22 protein-coding genes and 1 tRNA gene are annotated in these 18,984 nt (G+C 63.3%); 9 read left to right on the forward strand and 14 right to left on the reverse strand.

Annotated features, from left to right (window positions below; genetic code table 11):
* Nucleotides 1-371 precede the first annotated feature (371 nt).
* Nucleotides 372-1,076, reverse strand: a complete 705-nt coding sequence (locus tag OG921_RS12910; protein ID WP_266112868.1) for a hypothetical protein — start codon at nt 1,074-1,076, stop codon at nt 372-374.
* Between the two features lie 1,126 nt (nt 1,077-2,202).
* Between OG921_RS12910 and OG921_RS12915 the strand changes: the two genes are divergently transcribed.
* Genes OG921_RS12915 through OG921_RS12925 form a run of 3 tightly spaced genes read left to right on the forward strand, consistent with a single transcriptional unit; the run spans nt 2,203 to nt 3,652 of the window.
* A complete protein-coding gene (locus OG921_RS12915; RefSeq protein ID WP_266112869.1) occupies nt 2,203-2,457 on the forward strand; it encodes a hypothetical protein in 255 nt (84 codons plus the stop codon).
* Entirely contained in the window at nt 2,454-2,927 is a 474-nt protein-coding gene (locus OG921_RS12920) for an HNH endonuclease (protein ID WP_266112870.1), read from the forward strand. The genes OG921_RS12915 and OG921_RS12920 overlap by 4 nt, the downstream gene beginning before the upstream one ends.
* Entirely contained in the window at nt 2,924-3,652 is a 729-nt protein-coding gene (locus tag OG921_RS12925; protein WP_266112871.1) for a hypothetical protein, read from the forward strand. Before OG921_RS12920 ends, OG921_RS12925 begins: the two co-directional genes overlap by 4 nt.
* Nucleotides 3,653-4,559: 907 nt before the next feature.
* Here OG921_RS12925 and OG921_RS12930 read toward each other — a convergent pair.
* Nucleotides 4,560-4,733 carry a CsbD family protein gene (locus tag OG921_RS12930; protein WP_266112872.1) on the reverse strand — a complete coding sequence of 58 codons (174 nt, stop codon included), beginning with the start codon at nt 4,731-4,733 and terminating at the stop codon, nt 4,560-4,562.
* Nucleotides 4,734-5,150: 417 nt separating this feature from the next.
* On the opposite strand from OG921_RS12930, the gene OG921_RS12935 reads away from it, so the two are divergent.
* Nucleotides 5,151-5,271, forward strand: a tRNA-OTHER gene (locus tag OG921_RS12935).
* Between the two features lie 168 nt (nt 5,272-5,439).
* On the opposite strand, the gene fabG is transcribed toward OG921_RS12935, so the two are convergent.
* Genes fabG through OG921_RS26610 form a run of 3 tightly spaced genes read right to left on the reverse strand, consistent with a single transcriptional unit; the run spans nt 5,440 to nt 6,880 of the window.
* Complete coding sequence (gene fabG, locus OG921_RS12940; RefSeq protein WP_266112873.1) at nt 5,440-6,201, reverse strand: 3-oxoacyl-ACP reductase FabG; 762 nt, start codon at nt 6,199-6,201, stop codon at nt 5,440-5,442.
* The gene (locus OG921_RS12945; RefSeq protein WP_266112874.1) at nt 6,198-6,545 is read right to left on the reverse strand and encodes an HpcH/HpaI aldolase/citrate lyase family protein; all 348 of its coding nucleotides are present in this window, start codon (nt 6,543-6,545) and stop codon (nt 6,198-6,200) included. Before OG921_RS12945 ends, fabG begins: the two co-directional genes overlap by 4 nt.
* The gene (locus OG921_RS26610) at nt 6,443-6,880 is read right to left on the reverse strand and encodes a hypothetical protein (RefSeq protein ID WP_323182773.1); all 438 of its coding nucleotides are present in this window, start codon (nt 6,878-6,880) and stop codon (nt 6,443-6,445) included. The genes OG921_RS12945 and OG921_RS26610 overlap by 103 nt, the downstream gene beginning before the upstream one ends.
* 671 nt (nt 6,881-7,551) lie before the next feature.
* Between OG921_RS26610 and OG921_RS12950 the strand changes: the two genes are divergently transcribed.
* Nucleotides 7,552-8,658: a YncE family protein gene (locus tag OG921_RS12950; RefSeq protein ID WP_266112875.1), complete on the forward strand. Its 1,107-nt coding sequence runs from the start codon at nt 7,552-7,554 to the stop codon at nt 8,656-8,658.
* Between the two features lie 261 nt (nt 8,659-8,919).
* Nucleotides 8,920-9,063, forward strand: a complete 144-nt coding sequence (locus OG921_RS12955) for a hypothetical protein (protein ID WP_266112876.1) — start codon at nt 8,920-8,922, stop codon at nt 9,061-9,063.
* 108 nt (nt 9,064-9,171) lie between these two features.
* Here OG921_RS12955 and OG921_RS12960 read toward each other — a convergent pair whose 3' ends face one another.
* The 3 genes from OG921_RS12960 to OG921_RS12970 all read right to left on the reverse strand — a co-directional run bounded on the left by OG921_RS12960 (nt 9,172) and on the right by OG921_RS12970 (nt 11,499).
* The gene (locus OG921_RS12960; RefSeq protein ID WP_266112877.1) at nt 9,172-9,777 is read right to left on the reverse strand and encodes a transcriptional regulator; all 606 of its coding nucleotides are present in this window, start codon (nt 9,775-9,777) and stop codon (nt 9,172-9,174) included.
* Between the two features lie 356 nt (nt 9,778-10,133).
* A complete protein-coding gene (locus OG921_RS12965) occupies nt 10,134-10,757 on the reverse strand; it encodes an HNH endonuclease domain-containing protein (RefSeq protein ID WP_266112878.1) in 624 nt (207 codons plus the stop codon).
* A complete protein-coding gene (locus tag OG921_RS12970; RefSeq protein ID WP_266112879.1) occupies nt 10,732-11,499 on the reverse strand; it encodes an endonuclease/exonuclease/phosphatase family protein in 768 nt (255 codons plus the stop codon). The genes OG921_RS12965 and OG921_RS12970 overlap by 26 nt, the downstream gene beginning before the upstream one ends.
* 1,301 nt (nt 11,500-12,800) lie before the next feature.
* Between OG921_RS12970 and OG921_RS12975 the strand changes: the two genes are divergently transcribed.
* Nucleotides 12,801-13,370: a recombinase family protein gene (locus OG921_RS12975; RefSeq protein ID WP_266112880.1), complete on the forward strand. Its 570-nt coding sequence runs from the start codon at nt 12,801-12,803 to the stop codon at nt 13,368-13,370.
* A 40-nt stretch (nt 13,371-13,410) separates the two neighbouring features.
* On the opposite strand, the gene OG921_RS12980 is transcribed toward OG921_RS12975, so the two are convergent.
* From OG921_RS12980 to OG921_RS12995, 4 genes are all read right to left on the reverse strand, one after another.
* Nucleotides 13,411-14,217 (reverse strand): hypothetical protein, encoded by an 807-nt coding sequence (locus OG921_RS12980; RefSeq protein WP_266112881.1) that lies wholly within the window; start codon nt 14,215-14,217, stop codon nt 13,411-13,413.
* A 293-nt stretch (nt 14,218-14,510) separates the two neighbouring features.
* Nucleotides 14,511-14,870, reverse strand: coding sequence for a hypothetical protein (locus tag OG921_RS12985; protein ID WP_266112882.1), 360 nt, complete (start codon nt 14,868-14,870; stop codon nt 14,511-14,513).
* Nucleotides 14,871-14,939: 69 nt separating this feature from the next.
* Nucleotides 14,940-15,422 carry an HNH endonuclease gene (locus tag OG921_RS12990; protein WP_266112883.1) on the reverse strand — a complete coding sequence of 161 codons (483 nt, stop codon included), beginning with the start codon at nt 15,420-15,422 and terminating at the stop codon, nt 14,940-14,942.
* A 92-nt stretch (nt 15,423-15,514) separates the two neighbouring features.
* On the reverse strand, nt 15,515-15,709 hold the full coding sequence (locus OG921_RS12995) for a DUF4268 domain-containing protein (protein ID WP_266112884.1): 195 nt from the start codon (nt 15,707-15,709) through the stop codon (nt 15,515-15,517).
* A gap of 100 nt (nt 15,710-15,809) precedes the next feature.
* Between OG921_RS12995 and OG921_RS13000 the strand changes: the two genes are divergently transcribed.
* Both OG921_RS13000 and OG921_RS13005 read left to right on the forward strand, forming a co-directional pair.
* Complete coding sequence (locus OG921_RS13000) at nt 15,810-16,301, forward strand: hypothetical protein (protein WP_266112885.1); 492 nt, start codon at nt 15,810-15,812, stop codon at nt 16,299-16,301.
* A gap of 83 nt (nt 16,302-16,384) precedes the next feature.
* Nucleotides 16,385-17,209: a GIY-YIG nuclease family protein gene (locus tag OG921_RS13005; RefSeq protein ID WP_266112886.1), complete on the forward strand. Its 825-nt coding sequence runs from the start codon at nt 16,385-16,387 to the stop codon at nt 17,207-17,209.
* Nucleotides 17,210-17,539: 330 nt separating this feature from the next.
* Here the strand turns inward: OG921_RS13005 and OG921_RS13010 are convergent, their stop codons facing one another.
* Entirely contained in the window at nt 17,540-18,340 is an 801-nt protein-coding gene (locus OG921_RS13010; protein WP_266112887.1) for a hypothetical protein, read from the reverse strand.
* Nucleotides 18,337-18,924: a hypothetical protein gene (locus tag OG921_RS13015; protein WP_266112888.1), complete on the reverse strand. Its 588-nt coding sequence runs from the start codon at nt 18,922-18,924 to the stop codon at nt 18,337-18,339. Before OG921_RS13015 ends, OG921_RS13010 begins: the two co-directional genes overlap by 4 nt.
* Nucleotides 18,925-18,984 lie beyond the last annotated feature (60 nt).

Consider the following 18,984-nt stretch of genomic DNA (forward strand, 5'->3'; position numbering starts at 1 on the left):
GCAAACCGTTGGTAGTGTCCAGGATCGCCGCGGCGAGTCGGCGGCGCCCAGTAGCGGCGACTCAGGGAGTGTCGTGGACTCCGATCTGGCGCGTCATCGCGCAGCCAGCGGCGGACTGTGCGGTGGGTGCCGCGGAAACCCCGAGTCCATTTGCCCTGCCCGACAGAACTTCGTTGGTGATGCTTCGTGCCGCGCATTGCGGCAGCGTCCAGCGCTCGGAGTCGCTCCACAGCCTGCCGTATTCCCGACGACGCCACTCATGATCCTCCAGGATGAAATCTGTTCGGCTGCGAGCAGTTGGCGAACTCCCACCAGGTACGTGCGGCGTCACCGCGGGGCGGGGCCGTGATCTCCTCCAGCATCAACCGGGGTCAAAACTCGTCATCTGCCTCGCTGAACTCTATGGGGTCGTACGGGTCGTCGTCATCGAGGGAGTCCATGCCGGCGTCGAGGGCCTCCGGGGGCCGCTCCAGCTCGTCGAGCTTCTCGACGATCGCCCCCCACATCTCCCGTGGCACTACGGACCTGACCGCGTCCGCGAGCTGGCCGACCTGAGACCTCAACACAGCGATATCGCGGCCCTGGTCACCGGAGTCGATGAGCGACTGCAACCGACCCGCCGCAGCGATACCGGTGTTGACATCGACCGTGGTGTCCGAGTCGACAAGGTGCTCATAACTTTTCACCATGACCGTTTCGAGGAATGCAAGCGGTGTGATCGCGGTGGCAACGCCCTCGACAAAGTCGAGGTGGTTTTCCCGGGCGCGGCGTTCGAGGATCTCCCGGTAGGTTGCCTTGGCCACGTTCTGCACGGGAAAGTGCCGCACGCAATGGTTCCTGACCGAGTCGATCGTGATCCGGTCGCACTTGTCGAGCTCGGCGTTGTCTTCCCCAAGGGCGCGCAAGACCATCGCGTAACTAGACCCAGTCGCCAGCAGCTCGTTGACCTTCGAGCGCACGGCGTCGTTGCGGCAAACCCTGCATCTCGGCTCCAGGTGGAACCCGTTGCGCGGGACTAACTCCATCGAATCCACCATCTCGTCTACGGGGGTGGCGAGCGCCTCGGACACGGACATGACGGTCACTCCTCGATCCGCATGAGATGCACCCGGTCGATGCTCTCATCTCAGTCTCTCAGGGCGAACGGCTGCGGCCCAGCCCTCAGACGCGGGGAGTTTCGTGGGCTTTTTGTGGCCCTTCGGTGTACTTGAGTGTCGGCACATTATGCGACTTCTATAGCCGCACTATAGCTTTCGATTTCGCCTATGGCGCAGAGCGTCATAGATCCGTAGCGCGCTACCACCCGCCGTCGCGACAGCTACAACTCTCCTACAGGGTCCAGCCCTGTAGCGGGTCGCAACTCGTCGGGTGGCGGCAAAGCCAATGTGGCAATGGGCACCGGACGCACCACTGCCGCCCGCGTAGATCACCGTCGGGACGCCGCCGATCGGGGACGCTTGCCGGCAGGCGAACCTCGACAGTCGCTGACTCGCCGCGACTCGAGCCCGCCACGCACCGACCGTGGGCCGCAGCGCACCGCATCTCACTGCCCGCGCGGTAGGCGCAGGCGTCGCTTTCACTCCGATTCCGATACCCGAGTACCCCAGGGATCCGAGTACCCCAGGGAGGATTCGAAGCTATTCGTCTGGAGAATCCGACTTGGCGAGTCCGCCTCTTTGAGTAAGTGGGCCAGACGTGAACGGCCCCGGCCTCTTCGGGCAAGTGGGCCATACATCGTTCCCCAGCTGCCGCTGCCCTAATCCCCTCGACATATGGCCAGGACCGGTTTCCCCTATCTCATCCCCAGCGGATGCGAATTTCCGGGTACAGCCCAGCGGTCCCTTATTCGCGTCGCCGATCTCGGCGTCTCTCGGTTCGCCGCGGCCACTCATTCGGGCGACGCACTGTGAATAACGTTGCTGCACAACGAAGGGCGCGCTAATACGGGCCGGGCAGCACTGACGCCGCACCCGGCCAGGCATGCCTTGAAGTCCGAAACGTTGTCGCAGGGGATTCGGCTGCGGCGTCCCTGCCGGCTCCTCGGCACCCGGACAGCTTCCCTGCCCACGCTGCTGAAGCAGTCATCGCACGTCTTTCGCGCCAACGACCTGTCAAACGCGCCACGCCGCACCGGAAGAGCTAGACGGGGAATCGACCCCCCCGTCCGGCAATGGGCCGCCCACAGGCCCCACGGAGGTGTCGATGAACCCGACCGGTGATCTGTTGAGCCGCAAGCAGTTCTTCGAAGCGCTGGGGATTTCGGACAGCAACGAACGCAGGAAGCGCCAGGACGGTGGCCCCGACTGGCCCCCGCACTTGTACATCGGCCGGAAGGTTTTCTATCGGCGCGAGGCCGTTGCGGCTTGGCTGCTTCGTCAGGAAGCGATCTGCCAACCCGACGACACCACGACCACGGTGCGGGACATGTTCGACCCGGCGGAGGTGGCCGGGAAATGAGCGAGGGAGTAACCCGTCCCGCTGCCAACGGGACGGATCACCAGACGGCCTCTGAAACCAACTCCGAGCCTACGGCACGAAAGTGTGTCAGTTGCGGACAAGTCAAGCGGCTCAACGAGTTCGCCAAGGACCGGTCGAAGCACCAGGGGCGGCGCCGCACGTGCGCGGCGTGCAGGGCGGACGACGACCGCGAGCGGGACTACATCAGGCGCTGCCACAAGTATGGCCACAGTCCCGTCGTCGAGCCGTTCACCACCCAGCAGTTAATAGAGCGATACGGCGACAGGTGTTTCTACTGCCCGACCGGCAACTTCGAGTGCATCGACCATCTCGTGTGCGTGCGAGTCGGTGGCCACCACACCCTGGACAACGTGGTGCCGTGCTGCCGGGACTGCAACCAGCGCAAGCGGTGGGAAGTAGACGAGGTCTGGATCAGGGCCTACCGCCTGCTCTTCGAGGTGGCGCCATGACCGGCGGGCTCTGGTCGGGACCGGGGCCGGACCATCGGCCCAATCGCGCCCTGCCGGAGTGGGCCATCGACAAGCTGGTGTTCGGATTGCGCGAAGACCCAGGCGGCAACGATCCCCGCAAGGTCTGGGCGGAGTTCGTCAGCATCGCCATGAGTGCCCACCGGCGGGGTTGGACCCGGATCGAGTTCGTCGGCGAGGTGACCGGGTGCCAGAGGCAGAAGGACGCACGCGGAAGGAAGCGATGGACGGAGCACCGACTCTGGGTGCAATTGCGCAGCTACAACAGCTCGCCCAAGGCTGCTCACAATGCACTGGACAAGGCGTGGGAGGCCGCTGTCGCGAACCTGAACGGCGTCGGGATCCGCACGAAGGAAGACATCCACGACGACGCCGTCGAGCGGGCGTTTCTGTGGGCCGACCGCATTACCGACGGTGTCGATGGCCTCACCGAGCCCGAGGCTGCGGTTATCGGCTACGTCGTTGCCGAAACCGAACGGAGGGGGATGATGCGGGTCACCTGCCCGGCCCGCGCTGTCGCTGAGTACGCCAAGGTATCCGCGATGACGGCGTCCCGCACGCTGGCCGCCCTTACCGGGAAGGGTCTGCTGGTCCGGTACTCCCCGGGACGGAGCGGCAAGGTGGGGAACCGGAGGGCAGCCATCTACGGACTGGTCGACCCCGACCCCGAACCCGACACCTGCCACGCCGCGGTAACGGCTCCCTGATATCGACACCCCCCGGGTCCCCGTGTGGTAGTCCGCGTAACCAGCCCTGGTACATAGGCACCGGAACATTTCCCTATGTACCGGTGCTGGCTGGCACGTCTGGAAAAGCCCAACTCGTCGCAGGGTTGCCTAGCAGTACGGCAGCGCGGAGCACAAGGTGAGCTGCAAGCGACCGAGGTCGAGTCGGTTCCCTGTTCGGCTGGGATATCCAGTGTGGCTAGGGTTCCGCTCGGGGCTGGACGGTTCGACCCCGTCCCCTTAAGTGAGCGCGCTCGGCCGGCAGGCTTCTCCAGCCGATCACGCGTGACGTGCAACGACCGCCGCGTTTCATCGTGGCCCGTCGTGATTTCATGACGCAGGGGAGTGGCGGATAGCAACGCGGATAGCAACGGCAGTCAATTTGTAGGCATTCGTGACCGTCCGCGGGGAGGTGCAGACCTTGACTGAGCTGCACAGACCGGAGACCCAAGAACGCCCACGGATGCCGGAAATGATACTGGGGGTCAAGTGGTCGCAGGTTCAAATCCTGTCAGCCCGACAGAGTATGTATTTGTGCTGGTCATTGCATGTTTTTCACGGTAGCGCGGCCGACTCTCGAGATTCAAGCGACTTGAGACAGTTTCGATGGTTCGCGGTGTTTCCCCAGGTGAGGTGGGGTTGTGGCGCACTTGACCGAAATTTATGTGTGCGGGCCGAAAACCGCCTGTCGACCCCGGATTTGGCGTTCTGCCGCCACAGAATCTTCGGTGTCTTATTAAACAGGTTGTGTCACAACATGTTTGGTGGCACAGGGCGTGGTCCCCAAATGGTCCCCAAGGTGAGCGACGTGGTTGAACCGTGCCGGGTTTGATGCCCAGAGCGGCACGAAACCCGGCACGGTTAACTCCCGAGCCGGGCTATGGGTTCGCTACTTCTTGAAGGCGTCCTTGACCTTCTCGCCGGCATCTTTGAGATTGGACTTCGACTGGTCGTTCTTGCCCTCGTTCTGAGTGCTCTTGTCGCCGGTGACCTTGCCGACCGCTTCTTTAGCCTTGCCGCCAAGATCTTGGGCCTTGTTCTTAGCCTTGTCCGTACCGCTCACAGCATCTGCTCCTTGCTTCGCGATCGGCCTGCGATGGCCGATGCCTGAACACGCCGGTTACCTCGGACGCCGCTCGCCCAAACAGCGACTTCCCCTTCTGTCGGGGTCGCGGTGCTGCTTGGCCCGGCGCGGGTTGACGACACTGGCGCGCTTCGTGGCCGGTCAGGTAATGATGAACAGGTCGACGAGGGTGGCGGTGTCGGTGACCAGCGAGCGGCCCGCGAAGCGCAGGGTGGCGTTATGAGCATTGCGCGGCATCGGCGGCGCCCGCTCCCGTTCAGTGGGCTGCTCGAACGAGGATCGGTGCGCTGCACCCGATGCATAATCCACAAGGGGCGTGACACCGAGTGCCCGCCCGCGCCTTCGGCATTTCGATCGTTTATCGGGCCAATATCGGGCCAACGGGTCGGATGAGCCGGTCCAGTTGGTCCAATTGGAGGTGATGCGTCCGGTCTGACCTGGGGATTCCGGAACTACTTGGTGTTCTGTCCATTTCACACGCGGAAGGTCGCTGGTTCGATCCCAGCCGGGACCACCACAAAACCGCGGCAGGTCGACGGGCGGTAGGAACGTGCCGCGAGCCGGATGGTCGTCGGTACCGATCTCGGACGAGACCGGCCGTTGTCGAACAACGACGCCAGCGCAGCGCTCGGTCCCGGATCGATCGTCTCGTGTGTGACGACCGTGTGTGGTTCCCACATCGCTCCTACATGAACCTTCCGCCGGTAACTTCGAGGACGGTGCCGGTCATATATGACGAAAGGTCCGAGGCGAGAAACAGTGCGACCGAGGCGATCTCGGCGACTTCGCCGGCGCGCCCCATCGGGATTTCAGACATCTTCTGGTCCCAGATCTTCTGCGGCATCGCCTCGGTCATGGCAGTACGGATGAGGCCGGGCTGGATCGCGTTGACCCGAACACCGTGGTGGGCGAGTTCCTTCGCGGCTGCCTTCGACAATCCGACGATCCCGGCCTTGGCCGCGGAGTAGTTGGTCTGGCCGGCCAGGCCGACCTTGCCGGAGATCGACGACAGGTTCACAATCGCGCCACGCTTCTGCTCACGCATGATCGCTGCCGCCTTGCGGGTGCCGTTCCATGTTCCCTTCAGATGCACGTCGATGACCTGGTCGAACTGCTCCTCGGTCATCGTGCGCATCGTCGCGTCGCGGGTGATGCCGGCGTTGTTGACCATGACGTCGACCGATGAGAACGTGTCGACCGCGGCCGTCAGCAGCGCGTCGGTGTCCGCCGAGCTTGTGACATCGCAACGAATGCCGATGGCGATTTCCGGGCCCCCGAGGCACTTGGCGGCCAGTTCGACTGCGTCGGGATCCAGATCGCCGAGCACGACACGGGCGCCTTCGGCCACGAATCGCCCGGCGATAGCGAATCCGATGCCCTGCGCGGCACCGGTGATGACAGCGGTTCGGTTCTCCAGCAACAGTTGTGACACATCGGCTCCATTCATCGGGGGAGTGGTAGTTGGGTTTGGCGAAGAATTCTGCGTGCACGATCGACGACCGGTTTGTCGACCATCAGACCGTTGACGACGACGACACCGCCCGCGGCGGAGGCGCCGATGATCGCGTGTGCCCATTCCACCTCGACGTCCGTGGGCCTCATTTCCGCAGTGACGACGGGGACCTGCCGCGGATGGATGCACAACTTCCCGCTGAATCCGATCCGACGCGCATAGTGGACGTCGGACGTCAGCACTGTGTCGTCGTCGAGGTTGCCGGTGACGCCGTCGATAGGCCCGGGCATGCCTGCAGCCGCCGATGCGAGTACGAGGGCGCCACGCGCTCCTGCCACAGCGTCACGATCACTCGGATCGACGCCGAGTTGCGCCGCCAGATCGAGGTGCCGATGGCCAGTCGGTGCACGCCTGGCTCGGAGGCGATGTCGGGGGCCGCTAGTACGCCTCGCGCCGTTTCGATCAACGCGATGAGCGGTGAAGCCACAGCCGCGAGGACAGATGGGTTCTCGGCTTTGGGCAACATCACAGCGCACGGGTGCCTGGCTACCGCCGCGAGATCCGCTGCATGCCATGGCGTGCCGGCAGCATTAACCCGGACTGCGCATTCGTGTCCTGCTCCGAGCCACTCGCCGACGTGTTCGCGGGCCCGCGTTTTGCGTTCGGGTACCACTGCGTCCTCGAGATCGAGGACGATCAGCTTTGCTGGAAAAGTGGCCTACTGGAACGCGACGTTGGTCAAGGAGTTCAAGGCGGCGCTGGAGGGATAGCGGGGTGTAGGACACCTATCGAGTTGCTGTCGCGACCGGACTATTAAGTACGAAGAATCGCTCCCGCCACCTGCGCCCGCACAGCGTCCGCAGCGCCGGTGCGTACGGGTTCCAGCCGCTGGCCAGGTAGTGCCGCGCTTCTGCCGAAATCCCGTGACCTCGGTCAATTTCACCCGCATGATCAGCTCCCTTCTGGGCAAATCCCAACTGTTGGGAAATCTCCCTTCATGGAAGCATCAGCCGAGGTCGAGGCGCTATGTCCCTCGCCACCGTGCCTGCCGCCGCTGGGTCGGGAGATGTCGCCGGGTTGCTCGCCGAGTCGTTGTAGCAAGGGAATGTGCTGGTCCATTAGGGGCGAGCCGATGTGCCACCCGCCGAGCGCGTAGCGCTGACCGTACGGACTCGACGGACGGACATTCACCGGAGATCGCATCGCAACACAAAGTGGACCAAACCGTAACAATCGCGGGGCGTGACCGAATTGCATTGCGGGATCGACAGAATTGGAAGCCAATGCGCTTCCTACCTGTCACCCGAATCGTGCAGCAGTCCCTTCGATCCGTAAGGACATCCGATGCGCTACCGCGCTGTCGCTCTTCTCGCAGTCGCGTTCGGCGCGCTGGCCCTCATCATCGCGCCACGCATTGGCGCGCCCGCTGCGTGGGCCGATAGCGTGGTCACGACCATCCCGGTCGGATCTAATCCGGCCGGTGTGGCGATCACCCCTGACGGCACCCGCGCCTACGTCACGAACGGCGCCTCCAGAACGGTGTCGGTGATCGACACCGCTACCAACACGGTCACCGGCACCCCCATCTCCCTCGGCTACCCTTCGTCCGGTGTGGCGATCACCCCCGACGGCACCCGCGCCTACGTCGCTGGCGGCAACTACCCCGACTCTGGCATTGTGCAGGTGATCGACACCGTCACGAACACCCTCACGGCGCAGTTCAACCCCGGCAGTTTCGCGTCCGGTGTGGCAATCACTCCCGACGGCTCCCGCGCCTACGTCACCGGCGGGGTGGCAGGGGACGGAAAGGTGTGGGTGATCGACACCGCCACCAACGCGGTCATCGGCGCCCCCATCCTCGTCGGCCGCAACCCGGCCGGTGTGGCGATCACCCCCGACGGCACCCGCGCCTACGTCACGAACGCGCTCTCCAACACGGTGTCGGTGATCGACACCGCCACCAACACGGTCACCGGCACCCCCATCCCCGTCCCCGGCACAAACCCGTGGCATGTGACGATCACTCCCGACGGCGGCCGCGCCTTCGTCACCAACAATGTCTCCAACACGGTGTCGGTGATCGACACCGCCACCAACACGGTCATCGGCACCCCCATCCCCGTCGGACAAGGCCCGCTCGGGGTGGCGATCACCCCCGACGGCACCCGCGCCTACGTCGCCAACCGCGCCAACCAGGGCGACGGCAGCCCCGCCGGGACGGTGTCGGTGATCGACACCGCCACCAACACGGTCACCGGCACCCCCATCCCGGTCGGCGGGGATCCGAGGGATGTCGCGATCACCCCCGACGGCACCCGCGCCTACGTCACCAACTCGAGTTCGAACACGGTGTCGGTGATCCAGCTCGACAGGAGCGCGCCCACCACCACGCCGACCACCACCACACCGACCACCACCACACCCAAGCCGCCGAAGTTCGGAAGCAGCTAACGCGGTCGTCCCCGCCTCCCGAGCGCGGACAACCAGAGGCACGCGAGGTCTCCGCTCACGCTGCACGTCGTAACGGTCGGTGACGGCGGCGAGGTAGACGGTGCTGCGGTTTGGGCGCACGAAGGGCGAGGCGAAGTCGCCGGGGCAGTCCGTGCCGCCTTCACCGGCTCGGCGGGCCGACTCCAGGCCCTTGTCGATTCTCGTGCTGGACAACCCGACCTGACCCGGATCAAGTCGCAGTTCTATCAAGTCGTCGATGCGGTGAAGTCGACAGTCCCGCAGTCGATGTGGGGCGACATTCTCGACGAGTTGGATCTGGCCGATCAGCCTGAGCTTGCCGAATCTGACGAACATCAGCAAGACAACGAGGCTTTCGAACCCGACGGCTGCGACGACGAGTATTGAGATGCCTGGTGTGGCGTACCGCTGAGACGCAGCGCCGATGCCAGTCAGGCGGGTCGATGCATCTCTTACTGCTCGCGGGCCGTCACGATTCTGTGGGCACCGGAGCGGTCAGAGAGTCTTGAGCTTGCCGCACGGGCCGGGCACGTTCGACGTACTGCGAGAGGTCAGCAGCGTGCGAACGATCTCCTGGTCCGCAGCCGAGAGGCTGGGGTCGATGAAGTCCAGTTCAGATCTGCCAAGTTCGCGCACGCGTCCAGCGAGGGTGGCGTCGTAGACGGTCCGGTCGCCGTTGTGTCCGACTAAGCCGGTGACATGGAGGACCGAGACTGTGAACTTCCTCAGTGTCACCGGAAGGAACCGTGCGGCAAGGACATCGGCGTCACGGAAGTTGGTCCATGCACCTTGGTTTGCGAGCACACATTCTGCGTCGGAGTGCGTGGCGCTCTCGCCGATCTTGGTTCGGTTGAGGTACGGCTCCGGTGCGATGCCGGTTGAGAGTGCCTGCTGCAAGACCGGGTAATTGCCGTCCGAGTAGAGCAGTGGGTAGCTCGCCATCGTGAGTAGTCGGCTCGCGTCGAGATCGGGCAGGTAGCCCGAGTCGAGGAGGAACTGCACGCTTGCGTCCGCTGTGCCGAGCAGTTCTGCTGCCTTCTGTCGACTGACGGTCAGGTTTGCCTTCGGGGCGGAAGCCTGCTGAATAAGCTTCGGGGCCATGTTCGATCCTCTCGCTGCGGTGTGTGCTGAGAACGAAGCTTACATCGATAGATATAGATTGTCTACTACTAGTAGATACTGCCCTACGAGGTGGTTTTGCTCTACGAGATGATCGGGCCAAGCCAGGTGCGAGGGATCCGTCGTCGTCGACTTCGAGCGAGCGGAGGGCTAAGCCCTGGTCAACCGCCTCGCGACCTTGCTCGGCAGCCATCGGAGCACCAAAGGGGACGGTCCAATGAGCGTCCGCTCAACACGGTCGCCGATCACGACGTCGTCGGCCCGAACGCCTGGCCCATACCGAGGAGTAGCCGCGATCCTCGATGGAATCGCGTTGCTGGCGGGTATCGCGGACGCGATCAAAAGGGGCGATCAAGTCGCCGAACGAGTTGCACTTGGTCACAGTGGTGGCCTCCAATCGGCAGGGCATAGTCAATCGCACGGCTGTGGACCGACCGCAGGAACTCCAGCCGCGCCATGGGTGTGCGGCCCGTCGCGGCGATCATCGCCTCCCGCAGTGGATGATGACTCGCAATCAGGCGCTCATTGCGCTGGAACAACGACTCCAGGAAGTCGCCGTGCGCCAACTGGTGGAACTTTCCATCGGGACCTCGGTTGCACACCGCGCAGGCCAGCACCAGGTTCCAGACATCGTCCAGATCTAGGAACAGTCCCCGACTCATCAACATGTGGGGGAAGAAGTGGTCGACGTCGGCGGAGTGTTCGAGGCCGAGGAGCGGCGTGACCGGAGCGCCGCAGTAGAAGCATCGGCTGGCCTGGTACCCGCTCAGCGACGGACGCACCCAGGTGATGCTGCGGCGATGATCGAGCATGCCGCGCACGATCATCTCGCTGGGGCGGTCGTACTCCACGCGCAGAACCGCTCCCGTAGAGCGCCTTTCATCCCATATGGACTCCACCAGCCGCCAGCGCGACTCGGCCTCCGCCTGGAGCAGGTTATTGCGGTCGAGTTCGGCGAGCACGTAGGGGTAGACGAAGGTCCACTGTCATGGGGCTGTGATCGCTGTGAGCGATCCAGTCTGCATGCGCCCCCATCGCGACGGCTTCAATCGCATCGGATGGGGACACGAAGGTGTAGTCGATGTGGTATGTCGTGTCCGCGTTCTTCATCCACCACAGCGTGGGGTGCGACTCTGCTCCACGCGCAGATCCGTGGTGAACGTGGTAGGCGCTGACGAACCCCCGCACCTCTAACTGGTCCATGAAGTCGCCGAACTTCGCGCGCTTGGTGGGCTTGTCCCAGTACACGGAGTTGTTGAAGTCGCCGCTGATGAGGACGAGGTCTGCATCTCCGGAGAGGAACTCTTCATAGTGCGGGAGCGAGGAGCGGCAGGCTCCCATCTTTCTTGCGGATGGATGCCCGCTGCCTCTGTGGTTCATGTCCCACACCGCAAGAATCCGGATGTTCGCTGGCCCGGTCAGGTGCACCGGCATGACCCACTGGTAGCCGGGGTCGTAGCCGTCATCGATGCGAAGTTGCCAACCATTGAAGGCGACGACCGACAAACCTTTGTTGGGGTTGGCACCAATCCATTGCACGGAACTCGCCCCAATCGCCTCTAGCGCAGTTCGCGTCGAGGCAGTGTTGGCCGACTCGGGTAGGACCGCCATCGTCGGTTTCAAGCTAGCCAGCAGGTGGGCCTTGCGGTGGAGGGACATGGCGACGTTCCACTCGACGAGTCGAACGTTGATCGTGGAAGACACGGCTCGAAGGATGTCACCCGGCTCCGACACGTTGCACCCACCTCGTTCCACAACCTGGCGTCTCTTAGCGGACCATCACTATCGCCGACCCGCCAACCAGATCCTGGGATCGGGGTTCCACTCGTCTATGGTCAAGGGCAGCCAACCCTTGTGTACGCCGATCTGAGCATCAGACGGAGGCTGATCCGAGGCAAGGGACTTCACCCCCGCCAGACCGAGATGTTCGGCGACTTCGGAGCGGCTTAGGAAAACGTGCGATTGGGTGGTCATCCTTCGGTTGACGGTAATCGTCGTAGTCGCGCGCGGCGTCCCTGGAGGCGCGGCGGGGTTGTGGGTCCGACTGCACGGCAGTTCCGGCAACTCGTTATCGGGGCCGATCCTCACCGGCATTCGGTTATTCCTGTTGCTATTTAGCCGACGTCTTGCACGACGCGTTCTTCCTGACAGTTTCCGGCGCGGTAGCGTTGTCGCGTGCGCAGGACGGTAATTAGCCGGGTGATGGAATCACCAGATATTCGGCCCGGCACCTGGGGTCAGATTCGGCGCGGACGATTATCCAATGCCCAAAAACATGCCTCAATGCGGGCGATTGTCTCTGATATGGACGCAGTCAGAAGGGTGTAGTCCTGGTCTTGATGGTTCCTCCCACCGGCAGCTTCGTGGTCGTGCATTACTGCGATGCCGTGGTTCGACCGCAGGCCAGACAGGCAAACGAGAACCTTGTCGACTCTCTTCCTGACCGGATCCCATCCGTCATCGACACCTAGATTTGAACAAATCGCAAACAGTCGGTCCCAGCCCGATATGGAGGCTGGCAATACCCCTCCAGCGATATCCATGACCAATATGCGACGGTGAATGTCGCGGAGCAGCGACTCACAATCTGCCTTGATTTGAGTCATGTGTGCTCGGATTTCGGCACTGGTACCGTCTTCGACCGAGTTCTTGTGTCGGCGGACCATAGACAGCCTGCCGGAAGTCGCGACATACCAACCGGCGAACCAGCCGACAGCCCCGGCAATTAGCGGCGCTAGCCATGAGTGCATCTGGAAATTATGCACTCATGGGTGAACCCGCTGAGAGTGAAGCCGACGCAGCGCATTCCTCTCTCAGCGGAACCCAGACGTGGCACCGCCGCTCCTAGGATCTGGTCCGCCTGTCTCGAAAACGATCGCGACGACTCGCGGGCCATCGCTACCTCACCTAGCGGAACCCCGCCGCCGAGTGTTTTGAAAACCAGTCTCATAACCTGGTAGTATCAAAACCCAGATCAGAACGGGATTATGAGACAGGAGCGGTAGTTGGCAGTTATTGGGTACGCAAGGGTGTCGACCGCCGACCAGAACATGAAGCTTCAAGTCGATGCGCTGCGTGAGGCTGGAGTTGACCGCGTGTTCCGCGATCAGGGCGTCAGTGGTTCGACCTCGGCTCGACCCGGTCTCGATGCTTGCCTCGACCATCTCCGCGAAGGCGACGTGCTCACCGTCTGGAAGCTCGACCGACTCGGACGGAACACCCAACATGTACTCGCAGTCATCGATGCGCTTGCATCACGGGGGATCGGATTCCGCAGCCTGACAGAAGGTCTGCACACCGAGGGTCCGATGGGCAAGGCGATGCTCACGATCATGGCCGCGTTCGCCCAACTCGAGCGCGACACCATGATCGAGCGCACCCGCGCCGGGCTGGCCGCTGCCGCCGCTAACGGGCGGAAGGGTGGACGTCCCCGCAAGGTCGACGACGCCGACGCGGCCAAAGCCCGCAGTCTCCGCGACAAGGGCATCACAGCCACCGACATCGCGAAGATGCTGGGCGTCTCCCGCGCCACCGTGTACCGCTACCTCTCCCGCGGCGAGCCGCTATCCGCCTGAGACTCTCGACTCCTACTCAGGCGGATGCCATCGGAATGAACTAGTCGGCGGTGCCGCCCAATTCGCAGATGTCCTCACCCGGCGATCTCCAGACCGCAGGATCGAGCGCAGCGAGGCCGCCGGGACTGGGGTGACCGGGCACCGGTGTACCGATCGGCGCGGTAAATGCCCGAACGGGTTCGTCCAGCCTGGTCGTCGTCACAGCCACATTGCTTGTCAACACCTCGGGATCGACGACCAGCAGCCCGCTGTCAATCAGACCTTTCATCATGATCTGGGTGTAGATCACGCGGTCACAGATACGTGCGATCCCAGGGGCGGCGGCGTAGTACCGGTGGTCAATATCGAGGTCGCGAATGGCGGGCGCGGTAGGCGACTGCGCATGGATGACATCGCCGTATAGCCAGGCGTACATCAGCTTTCGGTCGGTGACCGACCCGCTCGGTGTCTCCACCCAGTAAGCCTGCGCGGCCAGGTTGGCGTCGATCACCTGACGCCAATAGTCATGCCACCAAGCCAGGTCGATCTCGTCGCTGAGAGTGTCGGCCCCGACGACTTCCTCAAGGGCATTGAGGGCTTTCTCGTAGTAGATCGGTTCCTTGCGGAGGATCAGCGGTCGGACCCGGCTCGCGAGCGACTCCAGGGCCTCCTCTGGCGGGTACTCGGCTTGGATGCGGTGCGTCTCATCACCCGTCTTCCTGTCAACCGTGACAAGGAGAGTGAACTCGCCGGAGTGCAGCTTCGACATCACGGCGGCCTGCTCTCGGATCAGAGAATGAGCCAGCACCCTTCGGGTTCGCAGCAGGAACCCCTCAACAACGGTTCGGGCCGTCTGCTTCCGTGCCATAGGCGCGCACTCTATGTGCCCGCTCCGACAACTTGACCCAGCCCAAGCAACGGAAATTGCCAGTTGTCCATCCGGCGACGGGATTGATCGACCGGACTGAGCGGGACCGGACAAATGCCACCGGCCCGATCGCCGTCGCGCCTACGGTCCGAGGCCGGGATCCCGCACGAGGCCAGCGCCGATCTGGGTTCTCGACGTGCTGCTTCGGATGGCCTACCGGCGGCGTTGAACTCCACGACCACTTGTCAAAGTAGTTCCACGTAGGACAATCCCGGCCCGTTCGCGGGTGGCGATCACAGCGCGTCAACTGCAACGAATGTCCAGCCCAATTGCCCGAGGTCGTAGCTGCCGTCGCCCGAGGCCCGGACCCTTTCGTAGAACTCGGGTTCCTGTCCCGGCTGAACGTCGATGGCTGGCGTACCGAGCCATAGGCCGCTGCCTTCCCATCGGTGGGGTTCACCGCTGGCCGCGAGCATTTGATCGAGCACGTCGCGACTGACCACAGGTGTGGCCCAGCCGTTCCACGGCTCGCCGAACCGAAGTGCTGGCCAAGTCCGTTCGGGCAGAGCATCGAGACCGAATTGCATGCCCCCAGCATGCCAAACCGCGCCGACAGTCAGGATTGCCATGAGAATGGGCACATGGCGGATCACATCTCCCGCGCTGGCCGCTCACGCAAGGCGGCGATCCGGTCCACGGACACCAAGCTCGAACTCGCGAAGTCATAGCTTGTCCGACAACCTTTTGATCTTTGAAGCAATGAGTGCCATTGCAATGACGCCGACCTCGTCGTAGAGGGCTTCCGCGACATCCCTTAAGTCGCCCTTGGGCTTGTAGCCATATTTTCCGAGGAATGCCTGCATACGGGTATACCGGTCACTTGCCTCCGCACCGGCCTGCTGAATCATGAAGTCTTTCCAGTCGCGACCCTGCTTAGCGGCGTTGCAAGGACTGCACGCTGGAACGATGTTGCCCCACGCATGGAGACCGAGGCTGGACTTGTTCATCGGAATGAGGTGGTCCTGTGCGGTGGCGGGTGCTGCGTTGCAATAACAGCAGTTTCCGTCGAAGAACTCCTTGACGGTTGCGAAGTCGTTGCGGCCCCCGTATGGGGTTAGACCCCGTTCTTTGTCGTACTCCGCACCCATCTCCTGGAGGAAGATTCTCAGTGCGGTGTTTGCAATGTCAGCCCTGCCACGCGCCATAGCGAGCAGCCTATTGCTCGTTGAGCAGGAGAGTTACACGGATGGCCTCGTCGACCTCTTGTGGGGTTTGGTGCACACAGACCTTTCGGGCTTCAGATGAGGGATCCAATTCCTCCGACCGCCTCGATCGCCCGCCTGAAGCGCACATTTTGATCGAGCAGCCAGTCGAGCATTGCGGGCCATTGATCAACGTCGGCAACGTCGTTGAACGCCGAAGTGACGCTGACTCGGGATGCTTTCCGGCCAGGCATCATGTCCCACACGGCGTCTCTGGTCGATTCGGCCACGGTGACAGACTCGAGTACAGATACCCATATCGCCGATTACCGGAACTGGCGCGCAAGCGGCGGTAGCTTGGCCACATCACCTAGCACCGGAAAGGAAAACGTGACAAAGAACGAATGGATTGTCGATCCGCAGCGGGTTGTCGAGACCACTCAGGTGGGTATGACGGCACTCTCGTCCGAGGACGTGGCTCTGCTTCAAACGCTCATCGGCGAACATGTCCAATCGGGTCCCACGCCTGCGTCTCGGGATCTGATTCCGCATATAGCCGAACACGTCGGGTACGTACTTCCGGCGTTGATCGCCGACCCACGCGCCGCCGACTGCCTGCGTCAACTCAACGCGGCGTTCGGCGTCATCGACATACCACCGGAGACCGGCCAGGACCTGACGCCACTTGCGGCGGTGTCCGGTAACGACACTCACGACGGCAGCACCGACGGGTCGCCGGATCCGGCGGTTATTCCCTGGGGTCCCATCGCCCTTGGCGTGGGAGCGGCGGCCATCACCTTCTACATAACGGCGGAAGCAATTTATCAATATTGCACCGATGTCCATCCTGAGCCGGGAGAGTCCGCCTCTCTACGCTGTTGATTCGGCAAACCCGCTGAGGGTCCGCGTACCCCGGCCCGGCAAAGCCAACCTCCGATCCGCTGGCCACAAGTAGCCTCGCATCCGTGGCGGCGATACCTCTCAGGAGCCTGATCGGCGACCTCGACCCGACGGCGTGCAAGCTTCACTGCGCGGTGTGGGACGGCACGGACCATCCGATCGATGTTCTTTCACGATCCTGGGACGAGTGGGTGGGGTGGAACCGGTGGCGTGGCACCCGCGACGACTTCAACCGGCAGTTCATCTGCTCGCTCGCCCGAGACAGAAGTAATCCGACCCACTGGCTGTTCGGTGGCGTCTTCGAAGTGACCGGGCGTCGCCCGACTCCGGGTGAAGGCTCGTACGACATCGTCCTGCGGGACGACCTGATGGGCGCATTTATCAAGCGTCTCGTCGTCCAGTTCAAACCGTCGGGCCGGGCCGTGCGGTTGAACATGGAGACCTACCTGGACCGGATGGGGGTCGTGTCCGTCCTCGAGCTGCCGTACGCCGGTGAACCCTTTCCCGGCCACGACCAGATCAACCACACCCTCGGTGTGCTGGAAGTCGCCGTCAAGCAGGACTGGGGGGACTGGCGCGGTGCGCTGCAACACATGAAGGGCGTCTACGTCATTCACGACGAGGAAACAGGCAAGCCCTACGTCGGCTCGGCCTGCGGCGACACCGGGATCTGGGCACGCTGGTGCGTGTACGTCGATTCGCTGCACGGCGGCAACGCCGCGCTTCGTGAATTGGTCGGCCAGGAGGGGGCCGACTATGCGCGGGCGAATCTGCGCTTTGCGCTCCTCGAGTTCTGGTCGATGCGAACCACAGACGAGCACGTGCTCGAGCGCGAGAGCTACTGGAAAAACGTGCTGATGTCGCGAAGGTTCGGCCTGAACAGGAACTAGGTCGCGTCGCGCAGCCGTCCAGGGATCCCGCCACCATGCTGCCCGGCAGCACTCAGGGATCCCGCCACGCCACCATCACCAGGCTGACGACCGCGCGGCAGCGTCCCGGGATCCCGTGGCCGACTTGCAGACGGCAAATGCCGATGCCCAGACATGACACTCCTCGGTCCTTGGTTCCGGTACGCGGACGTGCCCGAAGCGATTCGAAAGCCATTGTGCTGGTGTGTTGTAGGTTTGGCTGCCATTCATCCATCGGGCGCATCGTCAGCGACCCTGCGCGTCATGGGTAGGGATGCCAGCCGTGCCGCCGCCACTTTCCATCTGATCGTTCTACGCGGATCTAGCGGAGGCTCTTGCCGACGTAGGTCTTCTCCAGTTCGGGGTCCGGCGAGCCGGTATAGACCCACAACTTCGGTCTAGTCCGTCCGTTCTCGTCATGCGCCGGTTCCCATCGCTCGACCCGGTGAACAGCGCGAACAATGTCCTCAGCAAATACGAGTACCGGAAGGTTCGGGATGGTTCGGTGCGTGCCTGCCCGCCACGCCGCTCGCGACCATTCATAAATCTGCTCCGCCGTAGCATCGGCGCCTTGCCGCCGTAAGTCCAACCCCACTGGGGAACAGCACTTTCGATGTCCTCGGCCAGGACATCGGTGATCTTGTAGGCCGCGCCCTGGCGGTTGGGCTTCGTCTTGTCCTTGGTGCCGGTCGTCGTATTGGTATCGGACACGTTCTCGTCCTCCTCGTCGTCGGCACCCTCGGCCCGCTGCCAGCACCGCTCGAAGTCGTCGTCGCCGTTGCGGTCGAACCGCTCGGTCAGCCGCTCGGCGCAGTCCTCCCGCTGCCCGACCACCCACCTGGTCTGGTTCGCGGTCAGCCCGTTCGCACGGCAGCAGTAGATGAGGCGGATGGTGTCGGCGGATCGGTCTCCGCTGTCCGCCTTCAGCGCGGCATGCACACGCGGGTAACGGAGTCGGAGGCTCTTGACCTCCTCGGCACCGTCGTCCCAGCCGACCCACTGCGACGAGTCCGACAGCCCATTGGGTTGCGCCCGCGAGCGCCGCACCGGCTCGTCGGTCAACTCGGTGCCGAGCAGCGCGGCCAGCGCGGTCGGCTCGGTTCGGATGGTCATGGCCGCACCAGCCAACGAACCTGTGTCGGCTCACCACCGCCGCCGTTCATCACGGTCGCCTTGTGGTTGAGCGATCCCGGTGGGCGCAGCACGTCGTTGTCGGCGACCTTGAAGTCCTTGGCACCGAACCGCTCTCCCAGCACCCGACACAGTTGCTCGTGCTGATGGACCGGCACCGACTCGGTCAGCGGGACGTAGATGTAGATGTGGGCATGTCCGGTGGTCCCGCTGGCGACCGCAAACCCGTTGAGGGACAGCACACAATCTGTATCGATCTCGGTGTCGATCTCGGCATGCACCAGCGCCCGCGCCAACGACCGACCCTTGGCCCGACTCTCGCCGGTCATCAGGTACGGGCACAGAAACAGATCCCCGACCTTGGCGGCCTTTACCATCTCCCCGGCGATCTCGGTCGAGTCGTCGGGCCAGTGGAAGAAACCGGGCACCCACTTCCTGTGGGAGTAGCGACCTTCCTCGGTCTGGTACGGCTGACCGCCGATTGCGAAGTGGAGCTTGCCCTCCTGGCCGTCGTAGACGGCGTCCAGATATAGGCACAGGTCTTGGATGTCGTTAGTATCGACCATGATCGGTCCTTTCAAGTCGGTTCGCATCTGCCTGGTTCGTCCGGTCTCGGTGTTGGAGTT

The organism is Aldersonia sp. NBC_00410, assembly GCF_026342035.1.
Taxonomy (GTDB): domain Bacteria; phylum Actinomycetota; class Actinomycetes; order Mycobacteriales; family Mycobacteriaceae; genus Aldersonia.

Bases quoted from the DNA above. Each gene is read 5' to 3' on its own strand.
- OG921_RS13010 (WP_266112887.1), bottom strand. From the start codon at position 18,340: ATGACCATCCGAACCGAGCCGACCGCGCTGGCCGCGCTGCTCGGCACC.
- OG921_RS12950 (WP_266112875.1), top strand. From the start codon at position 7,552: ATGCGCTACCGCGCTGTCGCTCTTCTCGCAGTCGCGTTCGGCGCGCTG.
- OG921_RS12980 (WP_266112881.1), bottom strand. From the start codon at position 14,217: ATGGCACGGAAGCAGACGGCCCGAACCGTTGTTGAGGGGTTCCTGCTG.
- fabG (WP_266112873.1), bottom strand. From the start codon at position 6,201: ATGAATGGAGCCGATGTGTCACAACTGTTGCTGGAGAACCGAACCGCT.
- OG921_RS12915 (WP_266112869.1), top strand. From the start codon at position 2,203: ATGAACCCGACCGGTGATCTGTTGAGCCGCAAGCAGTTCTTCGAAGCG.
- OG921_RS12910 (WP_266112868.1), bottom strand. From the start codon at position 1,076: ATGTCCGTGTCCGAGGCGCTCGCCACCCCCGTAGACGAGATGGTGGAT.
- OG921_RS12990 (WP_266112883.1), bottom strand. From the start codon at position 15,422: ATGGCGCGTGGCAGGGCTGACATTGCAAACACCGCACTGAGAATCTTC.
- OG921_RS12925 (WP_266112871.1), top strand. From the start codon at position 2,924: ATGACCGGCGGGCTCTGGTCGGGACCGGGGCCGGACCATCGGCCCAAT.
- OG921_RS12920 (WP_266112870.1), top strand. From the start codon at position 2,454: ATGAGCGAGGGAGTAACCCGTCCCGCTGCCAACGGGACGGATCACCAG.
- OG921_RS13015 (WP_266112888.1), bottom strand. From the start codon at position 18,924: ATGGTCGATACTAACGACATCCAAGACCTGTGCCTATATCTGGACGCC.
- OG921_RS12960 (WP_266112877.1), bottom strand. From the start codon at position 9,777: ATGGCCCCGAAGCTTATTCAGCAGGCTTCCGCCCCGAAGGCAAACCTG.